Annotated in this window: 18 protein-coding genes and 1 pseudogene; 1 reads left to right on the plus strand and 18 read right to left on the minus strand. The window is 47.4% G+C overall.

The genetic code is table 11. The features are described 5' to 3' along the window. Positions 1-105: 105 nt before the first annotated feature. The 5 genes from UXZ23_RS02355 to UXZ23_RS02375 form a co-directional block, all read right to left on the minus strand. On the minus strand, positions 106-432 hold the full coding sequence (locus UXZ23_RS02355) for a glutaredoxin family protein (RefSeq protein WP_320819050.1): 327 nt from the start codon (positions 430-432) through the stop codon (positions 106-108). A gap of 166 nt (positions 433-598) precedes the next feature. Then, on the minus strand, positions 599-1,117 hold the full coding sequence (locus UXZ23_RS02360) for an MOSC domain-containing protein (protein WP_320819051.1): 519 nt from the start codon (positions 1,115-1,117) through the stop codon (positions 599-601). A gap of 24 nt (positions 1,118-1,141) precedes the next feature. Further along, positions 1,142-2,176 (minus strand): NADP(H)-dependent aldo-keto reductase, encoded by a 1,035-nt coding sequence (locus UXZ23_RS02365; protein WP_320819052.1) that lies wholly within the window; start codon positions 2,174-2,176, stop codon positions 1,142-1,144. A 93-nt stretch (positions 2,177-2,269) separates the two neighbouring features. Beyond that, positions 2,270-3,916 (minus strand): methyl-accepting chemotaxis protein, encoded by a 1,647-nt coding sequence (locus UXZ23_RS02370; RefSeq protein ID WP_320819053.1) that lies wholly within the window; start codon positions 3,914-3,916, stop codon positions 2,270-2,272. Positions 3,917-4,129: 213 nt separating this feature from the next. After that, positions 4,130-4,873, minus strand: a complete 744-nt coding sequence (locus tag UXZ23_RS02375) for a thioredoxin family protein (RefSeq protein ID WP_320819054.1) — start codon at positions 4,871-4,873, stop codon at positions 4,130-4,132. A gap of 90 nt (positions 4,874-4,963) precedes the next feature. Between UXZ23_RS02375 and UXZ23_RS02380 the strand changes: the two genes are divergently transcribed. Further along, on the plus strand, positions 4,964-5,623 hold the full coding sequence (locus UXZ23_RS02380; RefSeq protein ID WP_320819055.1) for a DUF6436 domain-containing protein: 660 nt from the start codon (positions 4,964-4,966) through the stop codon (positions 5,621-5,623). On the opposite strand, the gene UXZ23_RS02385 is transcribed toward UXZ23_RS02380, so the two are convergent. The 13 genes and pseudogenes from UXZ23_RS02385 to UXZ23_RS02445 form a co-directional block, all read right to left on the minus strand. Continuing rightward, positions 5,546-7,609, minus strand: coding sequence for a DUF3488 and transglutaminase-like domain-containing protein (locus tag UXZ23_RS02385; RefSeq protein ID WP_320819056.1), 2,064 nt, complete (start codon positions 7,607-7,609; stop codon positions 5,546-5,548). The two genes, UXZ23_RS02380 and UXZ23_RS02385, sit on opposite strands and share 78 nt — an antisense overlap. Then, on the minus strand, positions 7,606-8,568 hold the full coding sequence (locus tag UXZ23_RS02390; RefSeq protein ID WP_320819057.1) for a DUF58 domain-containing protein: 963 nt from the start codon (positions 8,566-8,568) through the stop codon (positions 7,606-7,608). Before UXZ23_RS02390 ends, UXZ23_RS02385 begins: the two co-directional genes overlap by 4 nt. A 3-nt stretch (positions 8,569-8,571) precedes the next feature. Next, complete coding sequence (locus UXZ23_RS02395; protein ID WP_320819058.1) at positions 8,572-9,489, minus strand: AAA family ATPase; 918 nt, start codon at positions 9,487-9,489, stop codon at positions 8,572-8,574. A 119-nt stretch (positions 9,490-9,608) separates the two neighbouring features. After that, the gene (locus tag UXZ23_RS02400) at positions 9,609-10,823 is read right to left on the minus strand and encodes an O-succinylhomoserine sulfhydrylase (protein WP_320819059.1); all 1,215 of its coding nucleotides are present in this window, start codon (positions 10,821-10,823) and stop codon (positions 9,609-9,611) included. A 12-nt stretch (positions 10,824-10,835) separates the two neighbouring features. Beyond that, on the minus strand, positions 10,836-12,359 hold the full coding sequence (gene purF, locus UXZ23_RS02405) for an amidophosphoribosyltransferase (RefSeq protein WP_320819060.1): 1,524 nt from the start codon (positions 12,357-12,359) through the stop codon (positions 10,836-10,838). Positions 12,360-12,386: 27 nt separating this feature from the next. After that, positions 12,387-12,881, minus strand: coding sequence for a CvpA family protein (locus UXZ23_RS02410; protein ID WP_320819061.1), 495 nt, complete (start codon positions 12,879-12,881; stop codon positions 12,387-12,389). An 87-nt stretch (positions 12,882-12,968) separates the two neighbouring features. Then, entirely contained in the window at positions 12,969-13,523 is a 555-nt protein-coding gene (locus UXZ23_RS02415) for an SPOR domain-containing protein (protein ID WP_320819062.1), read from the minus strand. Then, a complete protein-coding gene (locus UXZ23_RS02420; protein ID WP_320819063.1) occupies positions 13,523-14,815 on the minus strand; it encodes a bifunctional folylpolyglutamate synthase/dihydrofolate synthase in 1,293 nt (430 codons plus the stop codon). The genes UXZ23_RS02415 and UXZ23_RS02420 overlap by 1 nt, the downstream gene beginning before the upstream one ends. 10 nt (positions 14,816-14,825) lie before the next feature. Continuing rightward, entirely contained in the window at positions 14,826-15,629 is an 804-nt protein-coding gene (trpA, locus tag UXZ23_RS02425) for a tryptophan synthase subunit alpha (protein WP_320819064.1), read from the minus strand. A 275-nt stretch (positions 15,630-15,904) separates the two neighbouring features. Then, positions 15,905-17,119 (minus strand): annotated as a pseudogene (trpB, locus tag UXZ23_RS02430) (tryptophan synthase subunit beta). After that, positions 17,091-17,732 carry a phosphoribosylanthranilate isomerase gene (locus tag UXZ23_RS02435; RefSeq protein ID WP_320819065.1) on the minus strand — a complete coding sequence of 214 codons (642 nt, stop codon included), beginning with the start codon at positions 17,730-17,732 and terminating at the stop codon, positions 17,091-17,093. Before UXZ23_RS02435 ends, trpB begins: the two are co-directional and overlap by 29 nt. 143 nt (positions 17,733-17,875) lie before the next feature. After that, positions 17,876-18,691, minus strand: a complete 816-nt coding sequence (gene truA / locus UXZ23_RS02440) for a tRNA pseudouridine(38-40) synthase TruA (RefSeq protein ID WP_320819066.1) — start codon at positions 18,689-18,691, stop codon at positions 17,876-17,878. Positions 18,692-18,694: 3 nt separating this feature from the next. Then, positions 18,695-20,309 (minus strand): FimV/HubP family polar landmark protein (locus tag UXZ23_RS02445; RefSeq protein WP_320819067.1); only part of this gene is annotated, 1,615 nt, incomplete at its 5' end.

Genomic DNA, 20,309 nt, shown 5'->3' on the forward strand with positions numbered 1-20,309 from the left:
CTTAATCCTTTACTTAAACCTTTACTTATACCTTTACTTAAACCTTTACTTAAACCTTTACCTAAACCTTTACCTAAACCTTTACCTAAACCTTTACTTAAACCTTTATAGGTTCGCCAATATTTCACTTGGACTGTAGCCTTTTATCACACTGCCGTTTACCAATAAAACAGGCACGCCACTACCACCAAGCGCACGATGCTGGCGCTTCCCTTCTTCCGATTTTTCAATATCATATTCGAAATACGGAATCTTCTTTTGATCTAAAAATTGGCGAGCTTTTTTGCAGTAACCACACCAAGAAGTGGCATATAAAATAACTTTACCGTCGTGCAATGCGGCATAATCAGGTGGTGGGTCGATATAATGAATAATCTTCTCTCGTTGATCGAAGACGACTAAGGCCAAAAACAATAGAATATATTTTGTCATCTGATACTTCCTTGATTTTTCAGAATGATAAGTCGCTTATTGTTCATGCCTTAAATGCTCCATCATTTTTTATACTTGACTCATCGAAAAGCCGACGAATTCTCGCTGCCGCGATTTCTCTACCAATAACTAAAGGGAGCAATCATTGCAACTTTATTTGTCGCTATCACACTTCAGGCAAACGTTCACCATCGAGTAAACAGACAACTTCATCGCCTATTTTTATCTTACCGCTACGCAGTATTTTCGCGCATAAGCCACCGTGTCCCAGCATCGTGGCATGACCGCCCTGCCCCAGCACCTCATCCATGCGAGAACAAGGATGACAGGCAGCAGTTGCTAGAAATATGGCGTCGCCGATACGAAATTGTTGATGCCTTAAAGCATTTAAGTTGACGCCACTAATAACAATATTGCGGCGTAAGCGCGCGGGATCAATGCTGCTGTATTTCAGTAGTTGGGCAACTACATCAATATGTTCGGCGCTAATAAATGTCACTTGCCGACCAGAGCCGGGACTGCCGTCCATGCGACGATCGCCCTTTAATCCAAGCGAGGCAATGGCTTCCGCCTCGGTTATCCGAATCATAGGTTCTCGGCGTGCTGGACGAACGCCGATCCATTCAACTTTTCCCGCTGGAAGGTCGGCACTGAAACGACCAAATAGTGCTTGCTGTCGGTTCATCGCCGCCTCGATTTGGAGTGTTAGTTATGGGGCTGGATTTGGAATGGCTTTATGAATTGCTTCAATTTCTGCCAAAACATCCGAGCTTAATTTTACCTCAACGCTGCGAATATTTTCTTCCAACTGCGCCATCGTTGTGGCGCCAATAATATTACTGGTAACAAATCCTTGTTGGGTAACAAAAGCGAGTGCCAATTGGGCCGGTGACAGACCAATATCTTTTGCAAGTGCCACATAACGCGTAATTGCAGCTTCGGATTGCTCACTGGTATACCGTGTAAAACGGCTAAATAAGGTGATACGACCGTTCTCTGGCCGTTGTCCATTCAGGTATTTACCACTCAACATACCAAATGCCATCGGCGAATACGCCAGTAATCCCACCTGCTCACGATGTGATACTTCAGCCATACCGATTTCATAAGTGCGATTTAATAAGTTGTATGGGTTCTGCACACTTACTGGGCGAGGCATCCCCAACTTGTCAGCAAGCGCGAGAACTTTCATCGTGCCCCACGGCGTTTCGTTGGATAAACCGTAATGGCGAATTTTTCCACTTTGTAGATGAGTTTTCAGAGGCAGCAAAGTCTCTTCAAGAGGTGTCGTTTCTACGTCGTCGTGCGCATAGCCTAGACGTCCAAAAAAGTTGGTCGGTCGCGCTGGCCAGTGAATTTGATATAGGTCGACATAATCGGTATGCAACCGCGTTAGGCTGCTATTTAAGGCTTGCTGGATATGATCGGCGGTGAGTTGCGGACCATTGCGAATGTGAGTCATCCAGTCGCCAGGACCAGCCACTTTGGTAGCCAGAATAAAGTCATCGCGGCGGCCACGTTTAGCTATCCAAGTTCCGAGATATTGTTCCGTACGACCTTGGGTTTCTGCCTTAGGAGGCACAGGATACATTTCGGCGGTATCGATAAAGTTGATACCAGCATCTAGGGCAAAGTCGAGTTGTTGATGTGCTTCCGCTTCGGTATTTTGTTCGCCCCAAGTCATTGTACCGAGGCAAAGTTCGGTTACCTGAATATCCGTCGTTCCTAGCTGTCGCTCTTGCATAACATGCCCATTCTTAATTTCGAGTTGGCTTATTATGCTTAGCCCGCACGGCGATTGAAACCAGTGCGAGCCAAAGTCATTTGTAAGAAAGGCCTAGAGTACGGGCCTGATATCAGTATCGGTGCGGAATTGGGTTAATTGTTGCTCTAGCGAATCAGAGAGTTCCGTTAATGTATTACAGGCTTTATCTAAGTGTCTGGCGGTTACTTGATGTTCATCCGCTGCACGAGTAACTTCACCTAAATTATTATTCATTTCACGAGCGACTTGTTCTTGCTGAGTAATACCTGCCGCCAGTTGTAAATTAAGATCTTTAACTTTCGTCATACCAGTAGAAATTAGCGCCAGCTGTTGTTGAGCTTGGTCTACGTCTTCGGCACAAGCTCTGGTCTCTTCAGCACTGTGTTCCATTGCGTCCACAGCTGCTTTTGAACCACTGGTGATCACTTCAATAACCTGTTTTATTTCATCCGTTGCTACGCCAGTACGCTGCGCCAAAGTACGCACCTCGTCGGCAACCACAGCAAAGCCGCGGCCAGACTCACCCGCACGAGCAGCTTCGATGGCGGCATTTAATGCCAGTAAATTCGTTTGTTCAGAGATACTAGCAATAACTTCAGCAACAGAGGCTATTTGCGCTGCCGAGCTATTAAGTTCGGCAATAGCCGCTGCGGATGTTTCGAGCTGATCTAACAACGAAAATACCCGATTGCGCGCTTGATCCATTCGGGTTTCACCTTCACATGCGTGGTGGCTAGCAGACTGCATATCGTCAGCCGCGTCACGAGCATGACCCGCCATTAAGAAGATCGTATCGACCATCATCGTCATTGACTCCGCAATCGTGTCGAGTTCCTTGTGCTGACGCTCTGAACCATCACTCACAATCAACATACTCGTTTTTAACTTGCCGGTAGACTTTGTCAGGTCACGACTATTGTCTTGGACTGCGGCGATAAGTGACCGCGTTCTCATGCGCATACTATTAATGCTCTCTGCAAGAATTGCCATTTCAGAAGTACTTGATGTCGGGCACTCAGTACTTAAATCACCTTGAGTCATACCGACTAAATTTTGCGCAATACGTGCTAATGGCCGTTGGATGGATGAAACAAAATAATTGCCTAACAACCACATGACAAAGCCCCAAACCGTTAACAATGTGCAGGCTCGGATAAAACGTTGAGTGATGGCTTCGTCGATATCATCAATATAAACACCAGTGCCGACAATCCAATCGGTGCCAGACACCTTAGTTACAGCCGTCAATTTCTTCGCGGGCGTATCACTACCTGGCTTCGGCCACTCGTATTCCACATAACCAACCCGATCTTTAAAGGCTTCTGTTTTCATCCGTTGAAAGAGTTCACGTATTTTCGGATCTTTCGCCGTAAGCATCGACTGCCCTTCAAGAACAGGCTGATATGGATGTACGACCATTGTTAAGTCTTCATCAATGAGAAAAAAATATTGCTTTTGATCGTAACGAATTTGACGTACAAGATTTGCAGCGTGAACTTTCGCTTCGCTATTTGACAATCCTTGGGCTGAACGAATCACCGCCTGAATTTGTGAAGATTGGGCGTCAATCAGTTGACCAAGCTCTATTTTCTTTTCCAGTAAAATATCGTCGCGATATTGTGATACCTCAAAAAGTAGATAGGCTGCACCAACAAGAAATACTGAACTAAAAATCAGCAGTAACCGCTGTGATATCGTAATTTTAGCCTTATCCATCATATTAATTCCCCAACTTCGTGTTATTGACCACAGGCATAATTCATCAGTCTAAAAAGTCAGCCTTACTGATAAATTGCACATCAGACTATAGTCGGGGTTAGCGAATTTGCTGGACGAGATTGGGACTTAGTTACAACTTAACAACAAATGCTAAGTCATTGACCTAAAAGGAAAAGTTATAGAAAAAAATTAACAAAACAACACTAACGTAATTCAGCGCTGCAACCACAAGCGCCGATATTGATGCGCTAAGCGTCGATCCGTCATAGTGTCTAGGATCGGTAATAGAGCACTGGCGATAGCTTCACGTTCAGCGAGTGTCGCATCAATGGCCAACAAGAGCTCAATCGCTTGGCAGTAATCCTCGTTAGCGGACAAACGCCGAGCATTCTGAATACTAGCGGCTAAATGTTGATCAATACCATTAAGCTCCGGCGTTATCTGACGTGCATTTACTCGTGCAATTATTAGTTGAAATGCAGGAGCGCGAGTTACCGCATCCGGTAAGTTAGCTATTTTTTGCGCAAACATTTCAAACTCCTCACAGGCAATGAGCTGTTCTAATTCTGTAAGTAATACATGATCAGCATTAACGCTACATGGCTCGGTGATATCTTTTGACGCAGGCGTTAAAACCGATGCCACAAACTCTTGTAATTGCTTACTAGTTATTACTCCAGCAGCCCTCGCCTGCAGTTCGCCATCAGCAAATAACAGCAAGGTCGGTAACTGTTTTATCTGCCAGCGGTGCACCATCGATAGCTCTGATTCGGCATTAAGTTTCAAAACCGTGAGATGTGGCATTGAATATTGAAGGGTATTTAACCAAGGCTCTAGTGCTCGGCAAGGAGCGCAGTGCGGCGCCCATACTTCCACCAACACAGGTCCATGCCGAGAGGCATCTTCAACTAAGGCAGAAAAACTCGAATCAGTAACCTGAATAAAAGTCTTGGGCATCAGGAAAGTCCAGTTGCTCACTAACGAATGACGCTAACATACACCAAAATCCTAGCGGGTGACATTCTATCAGTCTGTTATAATTCAGCCATGACGACATCTACCTCAACCGTTAAACACATACTCTTAATCGCCCTGATCACTCTTTGGCTTGGAGGCTCTCTTTTTGGTCTTTGGTGGTTTCAACAGAAACAACTAAGGCCATTTGTCGCAGACACCGATCCTGTTGAAGCGATGCAGATAGGCGCTGTGGACACAGCCTTATCGGCCATTTTGCAGCGATTACCCGCAAGCGAGATTGAACAACAAATTATTCTGTTGCACCTATGGAATCCCGATTGCTTATGCAACGCTGTCAGTCAGCGTCACCTAGATTCCTTGTTAAGCCACTTTTCTAAGCAAGAATTGCGCGCTATCGCACTCGCACCTGCCTCGATAACAACCGATCAGATCGACGATTTTAAACGCCTAAATGGTCAGCGTATGGAGCTGCTGGTATTAAAATCGGAAGATGAGCTACCACTGTCGGCTAGCCCGGGTTTAGCCTTGTACAAGGTCGAAAACGGCAATGCCTACCGGCTAAGTTACTATGGCGCTTATGGCTTTGGTGCCCTCTGTACGTTATCGGAAGATAGCTTGTTCACTAATATGGTGAACGATATGAAGTCCGGCTCATACGGTCCCTTTATGAACGTTGCTGGTAGCGGATGTTTTTGTCCGTGGCCGAAGGCTTCTACGCAACTGCCCTAATCGCTTAACCAGCATTTTATAGTCAGCCTTATCGGCTTTTTCACTTAATTCACCGTATAAAAACGCATCCATTAAACTGGCAACATCGCGGCTCTGTTGATCGAGTTCAGGCCAAGCCTGACCTAAACGAGCTAAGTAACTGGAGCCGGTTTCTCCTACTAATGGCTCAAGTCCACTGCGCTGTGCGCGATTTTGTAACGCCACCCAAGCTCGTTGTAACGGCGGCAATTGTTTTGGTCGATCGCGCCACCACAACACAATAGCCGACAATAGAAACAATCCACCCAAAACAGCCGCAAGCATATAAAGACCATCAAGATAACTACCGCGATCAAACCATTGCTTTAATAACTTACCTTGGCGCTGCTTATCGTAGGACAGCACCCAGCGCTGCCAATAGTAGTTAGCCGAATCAAGTTTTAAACGCAAATTATTAAGCCAGCTAATACCGCGCATTTTATGGCTAGAGAATATTTGCTCACGTAAAAAAGTACCTTCCTTTTCTACTGCTCGCTCTAGGCCATATTCAATTCGATCCGGTGCGACCGCTGCCGTTGGGTCGAACCGCACCCAGCCCATAGTAGGAATCCATAACTCCACCCACGCATGAGCATCGTATTGACGTACCGTTAAATAGTTTTCTTGCGCATTCCACTCACCACCTTGATACCCCACAACAACTCGCGCAGGTATACCAACCGAACGCGCAACAAATGTCATCGCCGAGGCATAATGGGCACAAAAACCACGCTGGGTAGTAAATAAAAACTCGTCAATATCGTTATCTTTAAGTAGCGGTGGTTCTAGTGTGTAGAAAAAAGGATTTTGTCGGAAATAGGTCAAGATGTTTTGTGCAAATGCCCAGTCGGTTGTTGCCACAGAATACAAATCATTGGCCCACTGCCGAGCTTCGATATTGCCCTGACTGGGTAATTGTAAATATTGTTTGCGCTCAAGCCAGGTCAATCCATCAGATTGATTGCTAGCCGTTGGATCAGACCATGCACGATATCGTAGCCGCTGAAATAATGGTTTACGAGCTAATAGAAAATCTTCATTAGTTACGCCAGTATTCTCTTCCAAGGCATGAACGCCACGCAGTGAGAATAAATATTGCTGATCGGTCGGCTCTTGAATAACATCATAGCCAATACCTTGCTCGCCTCGATTGTCGAGATCGCGAGGACTAAACCATTTAGCCGTTGTCACCGGTTTCGATTGCTGCCACGCATTGCCATCGTAAAAATCCAGCATCAACGCGCGCCAATAAAGTTCATTTTGTGGCGGACGGCGGTTGTCATCAAAGGTAACGCGAAAGGCTAATTTGTCCGACTGACTTAAACTGGCTATATCACCTGGGGCCATTTCTGTCGACAGCGCGGTGTGTGCCTCTTTCGACTGTAGGCCAATACTCCATAACGGACCTAAACGCGGAAATAACAAATAAGCAAAGAGCATAAAGGGCAAGGCCGCCGCTAATACCGAAGCGCTGTAACGAGCAACAGGAAGTGCTCCGACATTGCCCGCCGGGGTACTCATGTGCAGTGCGACCATAGAGCTGGTAATAATCCATACAGAACTAATACCAATAAGCGCTGCAGTGATGGATTGATCGAATAAAAATCCGCAAACTAATAAGAAATAGCTGATAAATACGATGACATAAGCATCGCGCTGAGTTTTCATCTCGAGTAATTTCAGCATCGCGGCTATCACTAAAAAGGCAGATGCTCCCTCCAGCGACAATTGTCGATCAAACGAGATAACAACTACAGCGCCCGCTAGCGCCACAACCAAAACTTTAACCAATTTATTAGGATATGGGAGACGCCCCGCATGGGTTAGCGCCCGCCAGCCGACGCAAATGGTTAATGGAATTAAAAACCAAATGGGTAGGTGTTTGGTATGCAGTAATAACGAGGAGCCAAAACCAGCAAGCAACCAAAGTAACGAAATTCGCGGGATCGCGTTGGCCGCTTGCTTCATGATTTATCCTGCCCATATAACGCCAAGGCTTCTAAGCAGGCTTGCAGATGAAGGTCGCTATTAGCGGGCGGAATTTCCATAGCCGGTAATTGCAAGCCATAGCGCCAACCATTGTGATGAGCCTCTAATACCCAGCCACACAGTCGTGATAAGCGTCGCTCGACATCGGCGATATTGACATTATCCCAACGCAACCAGCACATCGCGCCGTCGTCGTGATCGAATTGCTTGGTCATTAAACCTTTACCGCGCGCCAGATGTTTCCAGGCAATTTGCCGCATGGAATCGCCAGGCTGATAATTACGTAAGCCATTAAAATCTTGCTCGCCCGATCTGTGCGCGACAGCACCTAGGAGCGTTTCTCCCTCTTCGCCGTTACCTAAAATCAAAGGTGAAGATTCGGGTGCTGGATACACCAAGACTCGATAGTCGAGTGCCACCCACGACCATGCCGTATAGAACCCCAATGGAAAACGACTTTCGACGCGTAAACGCCCCGCCTTAAAGTAACCACGCTTGGAGGTTCGCTGCGATAAACGCGCAATGACGCGTCCATTGGCAGGAATTGTGTGCATCACCAAAGGTTCCCCGCGATATCCCACCCGAACGCCAGCTGCCATGCGCTTAGGTTGCGCAGCTAAGATTACCGGTAAATCCAACATTTCTCCGGCAAATACAGGATTAGCATGCCCTGCTGTTAATGTTAGACCGGACAAATTCGCAAAGGTGAACCACATACTGGTCAACGCAACGCTGAATAACCAAAACGTGACGGCATAGATCAGGCTGTTTTGATAATTAATGGCCGTTACCAGCATAACCAACAAAACAAAGCCGAGCATAAAGCCGACTCGACTCGGTAATATAAATACCGAACGATGAGATAAGGCTAACACCGCAGTACTGGGTATGCGCTGATCTAACCAAGTGGCCCAACGTCGTTGAAAAAAATCGCGCATGATTTAAAGCAATACCGGCACGCGCGTTAAAATTGTTTGCGATGCGCTATGAGCACCACCACCGGCACTATCACCTAAACGGTGATCCGCTACCGCAGGAAGTACGGCCTGAATATCTTCGGGTAACAAATACAAACGTTTATGCACCACCGCCCATGCTTTGGCGGCACGTAGCAGCGCCAGTGCACCGCGTGGCGATAGTCCATAAGCGTAGCCACCTTGGGTGCGCGTAAAGGCAACAATACGTTGTAAGTAATCCAAGACACTGGACGACGCTTTAACTTTGAGTACCGCAGCTTGCAATCGAGTTAGCATGGCATGGTCGATGGTGACATTTAGACCTGCAATCATCGAACGACGATCCACCCCTTCTAACAATTCACGTTCAGCACGTTCATCGGGATAACCCAATTGAATACACATTAAAAACCGGTCGAGCTGTGATTCTGGCAAGGGAAATGTTCCCGCCTGAGAGATCGGATTTTGGGTCGCAATCACAAAGAATGGATCGGGTAATGGACGCGTCTCGCCTTCAACCGTCACTTGACCCTCTTCCATCGCTTCTAACAAAGCGCTTTGAGCCTTAGGTGTCGCACGATTTATTTCATCCGCAAGTAATAACTGACTAAACACCGGTCCGGGATGAAAACGGAATTGTCCGTGATCGCCTTCACGCTCGAAAATACTGACGCCAAGAATATCCGCAGGCAGCAAATCACTGGTGAATTGAATCCGGTTGTAATCAAGCCCCAGCACCATGGCTAAAGCATGGGACAAGGTGGTTTTACCCATACCGGGCAAGTCTTCAATAAGCAAATGACCTTTTGCCAACAAGCACGTCAGCGCCAATTTCAATTCTGGCTCTTTACCAAGGATAACTTTATTGAGTTGTTCTAATGCGTTGGCAATTGGCTCAGCCATGAGGACACCTTAAAAATCGACAGCCTTCGAGCTTAAGGGTAAAAGTAGGATAAAATCCAGTTTTTAAGGAATTTGGGAAAGCATCTGCGAGCGATAAGCCCGAAGATGCTGGTATTGAATTACAGTGCGTCTAGACCGCTGGCTAAATCCGCAATAATGTCACGAACATCTTCTAAACCAACGGCGATACGAATCAAGGCTTGGCTAATGCCAGCAGCGTCGCGCTGCTCATCGGTTAAACGACCATGGGTCGTCGTGCCCGGATGCGTCACCGTCGTTTTAGTATCACCTAAGTTCGCCGTAATGGAGATCATACGCGTAGCATCGATGACCTTCCAAGCCGCTTCGCGACCTCCAGCGACTTCAAATGACAGTACGCCGCCACCTAACGTTTGCTGACTCATTGCCAGCACATGCTGCGGATGCGTAGGCAAACCTACATAATTGACTTTCGCCACTTTTGGATGCTGTTCCAGCCACTGCGCTAGTGCTAGAGCATTCTCGCTGTGCGCTTTCATGCGCAAACCGAGTGTTTCTAACCCTTTTAAAAATACCCACGCATTAAATGGACTCATCGTCGGGCCGACCGAGCGCAAAACGCCAACTACCGGTTCAATTAATTCCGCAGAACCCACTACGGCACCACCAATACAACGGCCTTGGCCGTCGATATATTTGGTAGCCGAGTGAATAACCAGATCGGCACCTAACGCTAACGGCTTTTGCAGCGCAGGGGTACAGAAACAGTTATCGACAACTAATAAGGTATTCGTTTCTTTGGCTAAGGCAGCCAAAGCACGAATATCCGCAATTTCAGTTAACGGATTCGACGGCGACTCTAAAAACAACATCTTAGTGTTGTCTTTAATCGCTGCGCGCCAAGCATCAATATCCAATAAATCAACGTAGGTAATATCGACGTTGAATTTACGTAAATAACGCTCGAACTGAATATTCGTACTACCAAATACGCTGCGTGACGACACTAAGTGGTCACCCGCTTGCATGTGAGCAATACATACAGAATAAATAGCCGCCATACCGGATGCGGTAGCTGCACACAGTTCGCCGCCTTCAAGTGCCGCTAAGCGCTCTTCAAAGGTGCGAACCGTTGGGTTCATGTAGCGTGAATAGACGTTACCCGGCACTTCGCCAGAAAAACGCGCAGCGGCCTCTGCCGCCGAGTTAAATACATAACTGCTGGTCGTGAAGATGGCTTCTGAATGCTCACACTCATGGGTACGAACTTGCCCAGCTCGCACCGCTAACGTATCAAATCCAGCATCAGTTAAATCGGATTGATAACGGCCATTAAATTCTGAAAAATCCTTCATTACCTGATCCCCTCAGGACTCGGTTTCATCGTTATGTAGATCGATTGCAACGTTTTCAACAACTCGCTTACCTTCTTTGGTCGCATCATTGCGCAACTGAGAAAGACGCTCGAAATACTCATCGTTAATATCGCCAGTAATATAATTACCGTTAAATACCGAGCAATCAAAGCTCTTTGCCGACGTTTTACTGCCCTCTAAACAAGCAGAAACGAGATCGTCGATATCTTGATACACCAACCAATCGGCACCAATTGCCGTGGCAATTTCTTCAGTGGTACGACCGTGAGCGATGAACTCTTCTTTCGCCGGCATATCGATACCATACACGTTGGGGTAACGAACCGCAGGAGCCGCCGAAGCAAAATACACTTTATTCGCGCCAGCATCACGAGCCATCTCAATGATCTGCTCGCACGTTGTACCGCGAACAATTGAATCATCCACTAACAATACGTTTTTACCGCGGAATTCTAAATCCAAGGCATTAAGCTTTTGCTTAACGGATTTTTTACGCAACTGCTGGCCCGGCATAATAAAGGTGCGGCCAATGTAGCGATTTTTCATAAAGCCTTCGCGATACTTCACGCCCAAACGATTGGCTAATTCCAAGGCTGATGAACGGCTCGTATCTGGAATTGGAATCACAACGTCGATATCGTGATCTGGGTATTGGCGCAAAATCTTTTCTGCCAGCTTTTCACCCATGCGCAAACGCGCTTTATACACTGCAACGCCATCAATAATAGAATCAGGACGCGCAAAATAAACCTGTTCGAAAATACACGGAGTTAGCTCTGTGTGCTCAGCACATTGCTGAGTAAACAGCTGACCATCTTCGGTAATAACAATGGCTTCACCGGGTGCAATATCGCGCTCGATTTTATAACCAAGAGCATCTAGAGCAACCGATTCAGACGCAACCATATATTCCATGCCTGTCGCGGTTTTACGCGAACCGAAAATAGCTGGACGAATACCATGAGGATCACGGAAAGCAACAATGCCATAGCCACTGATCATAGCAACCACGGCATAACCACCACGAATACGCTTATGTACCTCCCTCACTGCCTTAAAAATAACGTCTGGCGTTGGTAGCAACTGACGCTGTTCTTGCAGCTCGTGAGCAAAAATATTCAGCAATACTTCTGAATCTGACGTTGTATTAATATGACGTAGATCTTCACGGTAAATATCGTCTGCCAATTCTTCTGTATTGGTCAGGTTACCGTTGTGCGCCAAGGTAATGCCATAAGGCGAGTTCACGTAGAACGGCTGAGCTTCTGCAGAGCTAGAACTCCCCGCCGTTGGATAACGCACATGGCCAATACCCATATTGCCCAACAAACGCTGCATATGACGAGTGCGGAATACGTCACTCACCAGACCATTGTCTTTACGTAAACACAGCTTATTGCCGTAGCTAGTCACGATGCCTGCGGCATCTTGACCACGGTGTTGCAATACTGTCAGGGCATCATAGATAGCCTGATTGACATGGGATTTGCCGACAATACCCACTATTCCGCACATGCGCGTGTAACCTCAAAAAGCTAGAGTTTAATTAGTAGTCGTCATCACCTGAGTTACCGTTGATGGCAGCGTTTTCCGCGCCCAATCAGCAACTGTTTCTAGATGAGGTATAAAGAGGGATTCCTGCCACCACTGATCTTGCGCTACTGGCGTAAACTGCGCCAAAAACACAATCGCGACTAGGATTAAAAGGCCACGAGCAAGTCCGAAGACCATACCGAAAACCCGATCCGTACCGCTCAGCCCCGTCATCCTGACAACTTCAGACAATAGATAGTTCAGTAAAGCACAGACAACTAAAGTGCCCGCAAAAAGAATAACGAAAGCGACGATCCAACGAAGGGAGTTCGTTTCAATCTGTCCAACCAATAAGGTTGATAGGTTGGCGCTGAAAAAGCGCGCAACCAAGAATGCAGCGACCCACGAGGCAAGTGACAGCGCTTCTTTCACAAAGCCGCGCTTTAGACTGATCAGGGCCGACACAACGACAACGGCCAGTATCACCCAATCAATTACTGCCATTCGCTGCCTCTGAGTACATCAAGAAAGCGCGCAGTATACCAAAGCACGCAGGGTAAGAAAGCTCTAATCGCTGGGCACTTCCTTGGATTAACTCTCAGCCTTGTAGCGACGAAGGTAGATGTCTTTTTGCTTCAACTCTGTCTTAAGAGCCGCCTGCAATTCTTCAGCCTTCGCGCGAGTTAATTCAGGTCCAACATAGACACCGGTACGCTTGGTTTCAGCAAACTCTTGCACATAAGCCTTGTAACCCAAACCGCGTAATTTATCGCGCAGGCGATGAGCGTTATCGCGCTGAGAGAAAACACCGATCTGCAGTGTCCATGCATATGGCATCTGCTCATCATCCAAACTTGAGCGATCGCCTTGAACACCACCACGAGACGTGTCGTCGTGATCAACCACTACGATATCAGGCACGGACACCATTTTTTCGGCTTCACCGCTGGCGAGCTGCTCCAGCTCTTTCCTCACCTTTCGTTCATCTTCTAATGTTGACCACTGCGGCGGCTCTGGCATAGGAGGAACATCTGAACTCAAACCGCGGTGAGTACGTGAACCATCCAGCACAACCGGCAACACCAATGCAGCGATACCAACAGTGACGAGCGCGCCTAATATGCGCTTTTTAAGGTGTAGTTCCATTATGCAGCTCCCTGTCCGCTACTCTGCATTTGCCGATCAGCCTGATAGGTGTTTAGCCAAATTTGAGCCGCTTCAACGGTATAAAATGACCCGGCAATAAGCCAATGTCCTGTCGCACCTGCCGCTAACAAAGCATTCAATGCTTGTTCGACGGTATCCCACTCCTGCACCTGAACGCCTGCAGCAAAATCGGCACGAGCGTGCAATGCTTGAGCACTTAAACCGCGATGACACTGAGTCAAACTAACGAGATGGAAGGCCTTACTTGCCGGTAAAACTCGCAATACACCCTCGACATCTTTATCGCCCAACATACCGAGCACAATACCATCCACTTGAACTAACTGCTGACCAATAAACTCAGCTGCTTGAGGATTATGGGCAACATCAAGCGTCAAGTGCAGAGCGCCAAAATCAAAGGTCTGCAATCGACCAGGAACAGCCAACGTCGAAACCACAGCCGCAACATCTTCGTAACTCGGCAGTTGATTGATCAATGCCAATGTTTGAATGGCAGTAGCAACGTTTGGATAAGGAATTTTAGGTGTCGGTAAAGCCCAGCATTGCGGAGTGCCGTTTAAATCGCGGAACCGAACCTCGATTCCGTTATCGCTTAAGTGAGCATCAAACCCCTGATCACGGCCAACAAATTGTCCGCCGATATTGGCTACTGTACTTGCAGCTGTATCGGGTGCATCTGTTTGACCACAAACCAGAAAACTGTTTTTACGAGCAATACTGCATTTTTCGTAAGCAATTTCTGCAACCGTATCACCCAACCATGACTGGTGATCGAGACCAATACTGGTCACCACGGAAATATCGGCTTCCGCTATATTCACCGCATCCAGTCGTCCGCCTAAGCCAATTTCCATCACACAAGCATCAACGCCCTGCTGTTGGAAATGAATCAATGCCGCTAACGTACCGAACTCAAAGTAAGTGAGCGTGGTATCGCCACGCGCGGCTTCGATATGAGCGAAGGTGGCGCATAAATCGGCGTCGCTGATATCGACACCATCAATACTCACGCGCTCGTTGTAACGCAAAATATGCGGCGAACTGTATACACCAACGCGCAATCCACGCTGGCGTAACAGAGCCGCAATCAGCGCACTCGTGGTCCCTTTGCCGTTGGTTCCACCCACCAAAATCATCAGTGGTGCCGCTCGTAAGCAGCCCACTGCAGCACCAACCCGCGAGACACGCGCTAAACCTAGTTCGATCTCCGCCGGATGAATACCTTCAAGATGAGTTAGCCATTCATCAACGCTAGAAAATGTTTGCGACATAATGACTGGCTTATGCGTCCATTGCTAAACGCATAGTCTTTAGAATGTCGGACACTTCTTTAATCGCAACGTCTGGCTGATGTTGGTTCGCGGCAATACGATTAACCAAAGCACTACCGACAATCACACCATCGGAAATTTTCGCAACCTTAGCGGCAGTTTCACCGTTCTGGATGCCAAAGCCCACACCGACAGGGATGCTAACGTGCTTACGAATACGCTCTAAGTTGCGCGCAACGTCATCAATATCTAAGGTATTTGAACCCGTCACACCCTTGATAGAAACGTAATACACATAACCACTACCGGCGTGACCAATGCTTTCTATACGTTTATCGGTTGTGGTTGGCGCAATCAAATAGACGACATCCAGCCCTGCTTTTTTGAAGATACTATCGACGTCGTGCGCTTCTTCTGGCGGTAAATCCACCATCAAAACACCGTCAACACCCGCCTTAATAGCAGCGTCGACAAACGTCTGATAACCCATCGCTTCAACAGGGTTCAAATACCCCATCAACACGATCGGAGTAGTGCTATCTTTGCTACGGAACTCCGTCACCATAGCCAACACATCGCGCAATGACGTGCCGTGTTCTAACGCGCGTTCGCACGCCAATTGAATGGTCGGGCCATCGGCCATTGGGTCCGAAAACGGCACACCCAATTCAATAATATCGGCACCCGCTTCCACCATCGCATGCATCATAGGCACAGTAGATTCTTTCAGCGGATCACCGGCAGTTACGTATGGGATCAGCGCTTGGCGACCCTGTTCTTTTAGAGCTGTAAATACAGTATTGATACGAGACATTTTTTAATCCTACCTATTCCTCTCGATATGTTGATCGCGAGGAAGAATAATTATTTCTGAGCACCCTATAGAGGGCTATACCTAAAAAGCTATACCTAAAGAGCTTCGGAACCGTCGCGAGCGCAGCAGATTCGTCACATTCAAACATAGGGGCGTTATGAGCGCCGAAAATACGAGGCAAGAAGCAGCGAGAAAGCGGAGTTTATACCCATAAATGAACATTTCGATGCTGCTTCTTAACAAAGTAGTTTCTAGCGCAATAGCCACTAGAGCTTCTAGGCCGTTACTCCGTCTAAGGTGGCTACGGTATGGATATCCTTATCACCACGCCCAGAAAGATTAACCACGATCACCTGTTCTTTACCCATAGTCGCTGCCAAACGCATGGCGTATGCAACCGCATGGGCAGTTTCTAACGCTGGCATAATGCCTTCTAGGCGCGTCAGTTTATGGAAAGCTTCCATCGCTTCATCATCGGTTGCCGCAACATATTGCGCGCGACCCACGTCTTTCAACCAGCTGTGCTCAGGACCAACACCTGGATAATCTAGACCTGCCGAAATAGAGTGCGTACCCATAATTTGGCCGTTCTCATCTTCCATTAAGTAAGTACGGTTGCCGTGCAATACGCCGGGTCGCCCTTTACTTAGTGGCGCCGCATGGTCATTGCCATCCAGACCCAAGCCACCCGCTTCGACACCATACATGGCGACTTCTGGGTACTTAATGTAAGGATAAAACATGCCAATGGCGTTTGAACCGCCGCCGACGCACGCAACCACAGCATCGGGCTGACGACCAATCTGCGTATCGCATTGGCGAATCGTTTCACGACCAATCACACTCTGGAAGTCGCGTACTAACATAGGGTATGGATGCGGGCCCGCAGCGGTGCCGATCACATAATAGGTATGATCGACATTCGTTACCCAGTGACGCATGTCTTAATTCATCGCATCCTTTAGTGTTTTTGTACCCGACGTCACCGACACGACCTCGGCACCCAGCAGCTTCATGCGATAGACGTTAAGCTTCTGGCGCTCAATATCCGTCGAGCCCATAAATACTTTACATTCCAAACCGAAGCGCGCGGCTACGGTTGCAGAAGCCACGCCGTGTTGCCCTGCACCAGTTTCTGCAATGATCTTTTTCTTGCCCATAAACTTAGCCAACAAGGCTTGGCCTATGGTGTTATTAATTTTGTGAGCACCAGTATGGTTTAAGTCTTCACGCTTCAGATAAATCTGCGCACCACCACAATGAGCGGTTAAACGTTCTGCCAAATACAAAGGCGAAGGACGGCCAACATAATGGGCTAAGTCTGAATCAAATTTCGCTTGAAAATCTGGATCATCACGCAGTTTTTCATAGGTAGATTGCAACTCATCTAACGCTGCAGTCAGTGTTTCAGAAACAAAACGTCCGCCAAAAATACCGAAATGGCCACGTTCATCTGGAAGTTCAACATTGAAGTCTGTGTTGGTCGACACGGTACACCTCTTTTACAAATTCGTTGATTTTGCCGTGATCTTTAATACCTTTTGCTGCTTCTACGCCACCACTAATATCGACGGCAAACGGCGCGACTTGTTCAATCGCAGCAGCAACATTTTCAGGGACTAAGCCACCGGCAAGAATAATAGGTTTTGGTGGTGTTGCTGGAACCAGAGACCAATCAAATGTCTCTCCTGTTCCTCCGGGCACCCCCGGCTTGTAGCTATCTAGAAGGATGCCCAGTGCGCTTGGGAACCGCAGGCACGACGCCACCAAGTCCGACGCTTGCCGGACACGGAGGGCTTTGATGTAGGGACGATTAAACTGCCGACAGAAGGCATCTTCTTCATCACCATGAAATTGAAGTAACTCAATTCTAACGCTATCTAAAACGCTTTGCACCTCTTCTACGGTAGGATTTACAAACAAAGCGGTAACACTAACAAATGCAGGAACATCAGCGACGATCATTTTCGCCGCGGCGATGTCAACCGCACGCGGGCTCGGCGGGTAAAACACTAAACCTAGCGCATCTGCGCCTGCATCGACGACAGCCAGAGCATCTTCGGCTCGGGTGATACCGCAAATCTTAATGCGTGTGCGTAACATGCCCTGCTCTCCTACTGAGATTCAACTCTGTCACCCAGAGTCATAAAAATAGACTCAGCATGATAGCAAAGAGAGTTAAACGAAGTCATAACCGATACGCCAAAAAAGATAACGGTATAATGCTCTAATCAAATAAAAATTTACTAAAGCCCTAATACAGGCTCAAGCAAGGCTGGACCCCAAGGGTCGCAAGGGATTTCAAAACGCTCCGGATATTGCACCCCAACAAAGTACAAACCTCCGCCAGGCGCGGTCACCCCCGCTTTAGTTCGATCTTGTTGTGCTAACACGTCCGCCATCCACTCAACTGGCTTATGTCCTTCACCAATCGGCAGCAGTACGCCAACAATATTACGAACCATATGATACAAAAATGCACTCGCTTCCAATTCCACCATGATGATGGAACCCCAGCGTTTCACAGTAATTGCATGCATAGTTTTTATCGGCGACTTCGCTTGGCAATCTTTCGCCCTAAAGGACGTAAAGTCGTGCTCGCCTAACAAAGCCTGAGCGGCCTCGTGCATGAGCGCAGCGTCCAGTGGATATTTCCACCAAGTTAACTGATCGTGCATTAATCCTGGACGCGCTTGGTTGTTATAAATCAGGTAGCGATAGCGACGAGCTTTTGCCTTGTAGCGGGCGTGAAACTCATCGTCAATTGCATCAACCCATTGCAACGCGACACCACTAGGAAGATTAGTATTTACACCCATCAACCAGCTGTAATTAGTACGAATGGCATGACTATCAAAGTGAATAACTTGGCGCGTAGCATGAACACCAGCATCAGTACGGCCAGCACAGCCTACTTCAACTGGGTGATTCGCGACCTTAGAAAGTGCTGCCTCAAGGGCTGCTTGCACGGTAGGCTCATCATGGTGTTTTTGGCGTTGCCAACCATGAAAACGCGCGCCGTTGTATTCAACAACGGCGGCGTAACGACGGGTATTAGTCATAGATCAGGCGAGATTATCCATTAACTCGCGAGCATCTTGCTTCTGTTGATCACTACCCTCTTGCACAACTTCTTGTAGCAACTCTTTCGCACCGTCAACATCTTCCATATCTATGTAAGCACGGGCAAGGTCAAGCTTGGTTGCACATTCATCTGTACCAGCTAGGAAATCGAACTCATCATCTGATGCTGCCAGCTCATCCAAATCAATGCCACCAATTAACTCGGATGCACTGTCATCCTCACCGGCACTTAAGCCATCAAGAATGGACAGATCATCCTCATCTTCTTCAATTGCTACTTCAATATCATCTTGCGCTTCTGCATCATCGGCAATAGCTAAATCGAACTCTGCCAAATCATCTTCAGCGTCGGCTAGATCATCTTGAACATCGGCCATTGGCATATCTTCATCAAGATCATCTGCGCCTGATACAACTTCAGCATCCGCAGCTTCACTACCGATAGCATCAAGTTCTGCTTCTAACGACTGCAAATCAATATCGCTATCATCAGACTCAAAACCTGTTTCTGCATCCATATCGAAAGCTAAAACGTCATCTTCAGAAGCAGGCGCTTCCGCGGTAGTCTCGGCGAGTTCAACTAGGTCATCTTCATCAGAATCTGAATCGAGTTCTTCCTGTTCAGCTTCAGCAGTGACAATAGCTTTTGGCTCTTGAGTAAAATCAATGGTTTCAAGATCTAACTGAGCTTCCATTTCATCGTCTGCAAAATCAAAGTCATCGGCTACGAGTTCATCCTTAATTGCAGCCACTTCTGTTACAGCAGGCTCATCAAATTCTAATGGCTCGTCAGCGTCATCACCCAAATCGAAATCGAATTCGTCGAGCTCATCATCTGCTTTCTTTTCAGCTAACTCGGCCGACTCTTCGACATCAAACTCAAGTTCATCACTTTCGCTATCAAACTCGTCATCCAAATCTGGCGTATCAAGTGACAACTGCGGGCCTTCACTCGCCACATCAAAATCGACGTTAGCATCTAAGTCTAAAGATGGTACTTCTTCTAAAGATTTTCCTAGGCCATCGTCGGCAACGGTTTCAGTGTCATCACCAAAATCTAATGCGTCACCGAAATCTAAACCACCGGCGAATTCATCACTCTCTTCATCGAGTGATGGAATTTGATCATCATCTAATGACATTGCTCCTGCAGCAATAGCTGCTCCAGCAACCATCGGGTTTAAAGGAGATGATAAACGCTTACGTAGATCTTCTGCTTGTGAACTAGCGATAATATCGCCAAGCTCACTCAGTTCACCTTCTGCTTTTGCGAAAGCTTCGGCGTCATCAACTTCGGTATACAGTTCAAGTAACTTCAAGCGCAAATCAGTGCGGCTTGGCTCAGATTGAATTGCCGAAGACAACAAGTCGATTGCTTGGTCAAACTTTCCATAAGCGATGTAGATTTCCGACTCGCTAATGGCATCTTCAGTTTGAGCAACGGTTTCGTAGCTACCTTCGTCTTCGTCTGCAAACTCATCAAGGCCGAGATCTTCCTCACCCAAATTGGTTTCAGCAACCGTGAGATCATCGTCGCTTAAATCAAAATCATCCAACGTCTCGTTATCAAATTGACCATCACCCATGACCACCGGT

The sequence above is a fragment of the Thalassolituus sp. genome, assembly GCF_034111725.1.
Lineage (GTDB): Bacteria > Pseudomonadota > Gammaproteobacteria > Pseudomonadales > Oceanobacteraceae > Thalassolituus.

Coding starts and splice junctions, on each gene's coding strand:
- UXZ23_RS02355 (WP_320819050.1), bottom strand. CDS start 432: ATGACAAAATATATTCTATTGTTTTTGGCCTTAGTCGTCTTCGATCAA.
- UXZ23_RS02360 (WP_320819051.1), bottom strand. CDS start 1,117: ATGAACCGACAGCAAGCACTATTTGGTCGTTTCAGTGCCGACCTTCCA.
- UXZ23_RS02365 (WP_320819052.1), bottom strand. CDS start 2,176: ATGCAAGAGCGACAGCTAGGAACGACGGATATTCAGGTAACCGAACTT.
- UXZ23_RS02370 (WP_320819053.1), bottom strand. CDS start 3,916: ATGATGGATAAGGCTAAAATTACGATATCACAGCGGTTACTGCTGATT.
- UXZ23_RS02375 (WP_320819054.1), bottom strand. CDS start 4,873: ATGCCCAAGACTTTTATTCAGGTTACTGATTCGAGTTTTTCTGCCTTA.
- UXZ23_RS02380 (WP_320819055.1), top strand. CDS start 4,964: ATGACGACATCTACCTCAACCGTTAAACACATACTCTTAATCGCCCTG.
- UXZ23_RS02385 (WP_320819056.1), bottom strand. CDS start 7,609: ATGAAGCAAGCGGCCAACGCGATCCCGCGAATTTCGTTACTTTGGTTG.
- UXZ23_RS02390 (WP_320819057.1), bottom strand. CDS start 8,568: ATGCGCGATTTTTTTCAACGACGTTGGGCCACTTGGTTAGATCAGCGC.
- UXZ23_RS02395 (WP_320819058.1), bottom strand. CDS start 9,489: ATGGCTGAGCCAATTGCCAACGCATTAGAACAACTCAATAAAGTTATC.
- UXZ23_RS02400 (WP_320819059.1), bottom strand. CDS start 10,823: ATGAAGGATTTTTCAGAATTTAATGGCCGTTATCAATCCGATTTAACT.
- purF (WP_320819060.1), bottom strand. CDS start 12,359: ATGTGCGGAATAGTGGGTATTGTCGGCAAATCCCATGTCAATCAGGCT.
- UXZ23_RS02410 (WP_320819061.1), bottom strand. CDS start 12,881: ATGGCAGTAATTGATTGGGTGATACTGGCCGTTGTCGTTGTGTCGGCC.
- UXZ23_RS02415 (WP_320819062.1), bottom strand. CDS start 13,523: ATGGAACTACACCTTAAAAAGCGCATATTAGGCGCGCTCGTCACTGTT.
- UXZ23_RS02420 (WP_320819063.1), bottom strand. CDS start 14,815: ATGTCGCAAACATTTTCTAGCGTTGATGAATGGCTAACTCATCTTGAA.
- trpA (WP_320819064.1), bottom strand. CDS start 15,629: ATGTCTCGTATCAATACTGTATTTACAGCTCTAAAAGAACAGGGTCGC.
- UXZ23_RS02435 (WP_320819065.1), bottom strand. CDS start 17,732: ATGTTACGCACACGCATTAAGATTTGCGGTATCACCCGAGCCGAAGAT.
- truA (WP_320819066.1), bottom strand. CDS start 18,691: ATGACTAATACCCGTCGTTACGCCGCCGTTGTTGAATACAACGGCGCG.